The sequence below is a fragment of the Cupriavidus sp. SK-4 genome (assembly GCF_000611125.1).
Lineage (GTDB): Bacteria > Pseudomonadota > Gammaproteobacteria > Burkholderiales > Burkholderiaceae > Cupriavidus > Cupriavidus necator.
Genome location: NZ_JFJW01000047.1, coordinates 33,565 through 38,067, shown reverse-complemented (window position 1 = coordinate 38,067; position 4,503 = coordinate 33,565). Strand labels below are relative to the sequence as shown.

Genomic DNA, 4,503 nt, shown 5'->3' with positions numbered 1-4,503 from the left:
GCCACGCAACCGGCCCCGTCCCCTGCCGCCCCCACCGCCCGATAACCATGAACGCATTTTTCCATCGCCAGGACGGCGCGCTTGCCGTCGAGCAGGTGCCGCTGGCGCGCATCGCCGCTGAATTCGGCACGCCCACCTACGTGTACTCGCGCGCGGCGCTGACCGCTGCCTACCAGGCCTACGCCGCCGCCTGCCAGGGTCGCAAGGCGCAGGTCCAGTACGCCATGAAGGCAAACTCCAACCTGGCGGTGCTGCAGGTGTTTGCCAAGCTCGGTGCCGGCTTCGACATCGTCTCGGGCGGCGAACTCAAGCGCGTGCTGGCCGCCGGCGGCGACCCGCGCAAGGTGGTGTTTTCGGGCGTGGGCAAGAGCGCGGCGGAAATGGAACTGGCGCTGGCACACGACGTGCGCTGCTTCAATGTCGAGTCGATCCCCGAGCTGGACCGCCTGAACGAAGTAGCCGGCCGCGTGGGCAAGCGTGCGCGCGTGTCGCTGCGCATCAACCCGGACGTGGATGCCAAGACCCACCCGTATATCTCCACCGGCCTGAAGGGCAACAAGTTCGGCATCGCCTTCGAGGACGTGCTGCCGACCTACCGCGCCGCGGCGGCGCTGCCGCACCTGGAAGTGACCGGCATCGACTGCCATATCGGTTCGCAGATCACCGAGGTGGAGCCCTACCTGGAAGCGCTGGACAAGGTGCTGGACGTGGTCGAGGCGCTCGAGCGCGACGGCATCCGCCTGGAGCATATCGACGTGGGCGGCGGCCTGGGCATCACCTACACCGACGAAGCCCCGCCGGACATCACCGGCTTTGCCACCACGCTGCTGGAACGCGTGGCCGCGCGCGGCCACGGCCACCGCGAGGTGCTGTTCGAGCCGGGCCGCTCGCTGGTGGGCAACGCCGGCGTGCTGCTGACGCAGGTGGAATTCCTCAAGCCCGGCGCGGCCAAGAACTTCTGCATCGTCGATGCCGCCATGAACGACCTGGCACGCCCGGCGATGTACGAGGCCTACCACCGCATCGAGCCGGTAGTGCTGCGCGACGCGCAAGCGGTGACCTACGACATCGTCGGCCCGGTGTGCGAATCCGGTGACTGGCTGGGCCGCGACCGCGCGCTGGCGGTGCAGCCGGGCGACCTGCTGGCAGTGATGTCGGCCGGCGCCTACGGCTTCACCATGAGCTCCAACTACAACACCCGTCCGCGCGCCGCCGAAGTGATGGTCGATGGCGCCAGCGTGCACCTGGTGCGCGAGCGCGAACTGGTCGAGGACCTGTTCCGCGACGAGCGCCTGCTGCAGGACTAAGACGCCAAGCCCGGCCCGCCTACGCGGCGGGCTGGCGCGCCCCCGCGGGCTTGCGCAGCCGCCACCACAGCCGCATCCCCAGCAACACGAACACTACCGCCGCGTAGATCGACACTTCGCCAAAGTCGTTCTTGCCCGCCTTGTGCCACCAGTAGTGCAGGATGGCCAGCACGGCGATGGCATAGACCAGCTTGTGCAGCGCCTGCCAGCGCTTGCCGCCCAGCCAGCGCACCATACCGTTGGTGGAAGTCAGCGCCAGCGGGATCATCAGCATGAAGGCAGTGAAACCCACCGTGATGAAGGGCCGCTTGTACACGTCCTTGATCATGTAGGCGAGGTCAAAGCCGCGGTCCACCCCGATCCACAGCAGGAAGTGCTGCAGGCCGTAGAAGAACGCGAACAGGCCCAGCATGCGCCGCAGCTTGATCAGCCAGTTCCAGCCGGTGAGGCGGCGCAGCGGGGTGATGGTCAGCGTCAGGCACAGCATCACCAGCGTCCAGGTGCCGGTGGAGCGCGTCACGAATTCAAGCGGATTGGCGCCGAACTGTTCCGTGGCACCCAGGTACAGCAGCCGCATGAATGGCAGCAGCGCCAGCAGCCAGACCGCAAGCTTGAGCGCGCGCACGCGCTGCGGCGACAACGTGGCCAGGCCGGCCGGCTTGCGCGCCGCCACGGCGGCGGCGCTGGTGGAAGAGGTAGCCATGCGCTCGCCTTGCATCAGAAGAACTTCTTCAGGTCCATGCCCTGGTACAGCGACGCCACCTGCTGGCCGTAGCCATTGAACGGCAGGGTCTTGCGCTTGGGTGCGAACAATGCGCCAAAGCCGCTGCCGCGCTCCTCGCCGATGCGGCGCTCGGTGGCCTGGCTCCAGCGCGGATGATCCACGTCCGGATTCACGTTCGAATAGAAGCCGTATTCCTGCGGCGCGGCCAGGTTCCAGCTGGTGGGCGGCTGCTTGTCGACAAAGCGGATCTTCACGATCGACTTGGCGCTCTTGAAGCCGTACTTCCACGGCACCACCATGCGCACCGGCGCGCCGTTCTGGTTGGGCAGGACCTCGCCGTACAGGCCGAAGGTCAGCAGCGCCAGCGGGTGCATGGCCTCGTCCATGCGCAGGCCCTCGCTGTACGGCCAGTCGAGCACGCCGCTGCTGACGCCGGGCATCTGCTTCTTGTCGGCCAGCGTAATGAACTGAATGTATTTGGCGCCAGGCTGCGGCTCGACGCGCCGGATCAGCTCGGCCAGCGGGTAGCCGACCCACGGGATCACCATCGACCAGCCCTCCACGCAGCGCAGGCGGTAGACGCGCTCTTCCATTGCCGCCAGCTTCATCAGCTCGTCCAGGTCATAGACCTTGGGCTTCTTCACCAGTCCTTCCACCGACACCTGCCATGGGCGCGGGCGCAGCGTGCCGGCGTTGCGCGCCGGGTCGGACTTGTCGGTGCCGAATTCGTAGAAGTTGTTGTAGGTGGTGACGTCCTCGAAGGGCGTGCGCTTGTCGGTGATGACGTAGGCGTTGTTGGGCGTGGCGGCCAGCTTCTGGCCGTGCTGCCCCTGCGCCAGGGCCTGGCGCGCAAACCACGGCGCCAGCGTGCTGCCGGCGGCGCCGGCGGCGGCCAGCGCCAGCACGCGGCGGCGCGCTTCGAAGACGTGACGGGGCGTGATCTCGCCGGCGGCGATATCGCCGCCGCGCAGCCATTTGGGGGAAGGGATCAGCATGGTTTTCCTCGTTGCCTGGCCGTGCCGGCGCCGGTCGCGCCCACACGCTTGCAGGATTGGACTCTGGCCTTGGTCGGAGAGTGCGGGCCAGTCCTGACAGTTTTTTGTGCCTGCGTCGGAATGCCGCGGCTCATGAGGCGCCAGACGCACGCAATGTGCCGCCTGCATCTCGCGCCCGGCTATCCGCCCTGGTATTGCTGGTACACCACCTGCGCCACCGTGAGCAGCCGCGCCCGTTCCAGCGGGCCCGCCAGCGCAAAGCCCAGGTCGCGGTCGATCCAGTAGAAGGCCATCATCGGGTCGCGGCCGGCGGCTGGCCGCCTGCTGCCTGCGCCCGGCATGCGCTCGACGCGGAAGCCCGTATCGGGCGTGCCCTGTGCCATGCGCCGCAGCTGCAGCGACAGGCGCGTGCCATCGTCCGCTTCATACATCAGGATGGCCGACGGACCGCCTTCGGCCACGCCCAGCCGGCCGCCGATCAGGTGGAAGCCCTGCGCGCGCAGGTCCGGCACCTGCAGCGCCGTGCCCAGGCGCTTGGACAGCCAAGCGATCAGGTGGGCCTCGTCCGTCGCCGCGACTTCAACCGGGTGGCGCATTTCCGGGGCGTAGACCGCGTGCGTGGCCAGCGCCTCGCGCGCAAAGCGCTCGCCGGGCGCCAGCACCAGCGTGCTGCCGCCGAGGCGGCCATGCGCCAGCCAGCCGAGCGCGCCGCCCACGGCCAGCAGCGCCACCGACGCGCAGGTAGCCGCCAGCGCCATCGCCCAGCGCGGCCTGGTTCGCGCGGCATTGCGCTGGCGATCTCCGTGCAGCCCCGGCGGCAAGGCCGCGAGCGGTACGGGTTCGTTCAGTACGGGATCCAGCGCGCCGTGCAGGGCATCGGCCTGCCGGCGCCAGACTGCGACCTGTGCCGCCGCCTCCGGGTGCTGCGCCAGGTACGCCTCCACGGCGGCGCGGCGCGCGCCGGCCAGTTGGCCATCGGCGTAGGCGTGGAGATCGGCTTCGTGGATGCCGGACATCATTTCACCCGCTGCAGGGGGCTGGCGGCGGCAGGCCGGGCCGGAGCGGCGCCGTCGAGCAGCCGCCGCATCTGCTCGCGCGCCCGCGCCAGGCGCGACATCACCGTGCCCTGCGGCACGTCGAGCACGCGCGCGGCCTCGGCGTACGTCAGTTGTTCCAGGCTGACCAGCAGCAGCACCGCGCGCTGCGCCTCCGGCAGTTGCGCCAGCGCCTGCACCAGGTCGCGGCGCAGGCCAGGATCGTCAGCGGGGGCGCTGACCTCGGGCAGGGTCTCGGTGGCCACCACCAGTTCCTTCCGGCGCAAGGTATTGAGCCGCAGTCGGTGCATCAGTGTCAGCAGCCACGGCAGCAGGCCGTCAGCGCCGTCGCCCCACCATGCGCCGGGGCGCAGGCGGAAGCGCCAGCGGTAGCGCAGCGCGCGCTCGAGCGTGTCCTGCACCAGGTCGTCGGCCAGCGCCGC

Annotated in this window: 5 protein-coding genes; 1 reads left to right on the top strand and 4 read right to left on the bottom strand. The window is 69.5% G+C overall.

What is annotated here, in order from left to right:
* The first annotated feature begins 47 nt into the window (after window positions 1-47).
* The gene (gene lysA, locus CF68_RS09570) at window positions 48-1,307 is read left to right on the top strand and encodes a diaminopimelate decarboxylase (protein ID WP_035817839.1); all 1,260 of its coding nucleotides are present in this window, start codon (window positions 48-50) and stop codon (window positions 1,305-1,307) included.
* A gap of 19 nt (window positions 1,308-1,326) precedes the next feature.
* On the opposite strand, the gene msrQ is transcribed toward lysA, so the two are convergent.
* The 4 genes from msrQ to CF68_RS09550 all read right to left on the bottom strand — a co-directional run.
* Window positions 1,327-2,025, bottom strand: a complete 699-nt coding sequence (msrQ, locus tag CF68_RS09565) for a protein-methionine-sulfoxide reductase heme-binding subunit MsrQ (protein WP_035817836.1) — start codon at window positions 2,023-2,025, stop codon at window positions 1,327-1,329.
* Window positions 2,025-3,026 (bottom strand): protein-methionine-sulfoxide reductase catalytic subunit MsrP, encoded by a 1,002-nt coding sequence (gene msrP / locus CF68_RS09560; RefSeq protein ID WP_035817833.1) that lies wholly within the window; start codon window positions 3,024-3,026, stop codon window positions 2,025-2,027. Before msrP ends, msrQ begins: the two co-directional genes overlap by 1 nt.
* A 179-nt stretch (window positions 3,027-3,205) precedes the next feature.
* A complete protein-coding gene (locus CF68_RS09555) occupies window positions 3,206-4,045 on the bottom strand; it encodes an anti-sigma factor (RefSeq protein WP_035817830.1) in 840 nt (279 codons plus the stop codon).
* Window positions 4,042-4,503 (bottom strand): RNA polymerase sigma factor (locus tag CF68_RS09550; protein WP_035817828.1); only part of this gene is annotated, 462 nt, incomplete at its 5' end. The genes CF68_RS09550 and CF68_RS09555, both read right to left, overlap by 4 nt.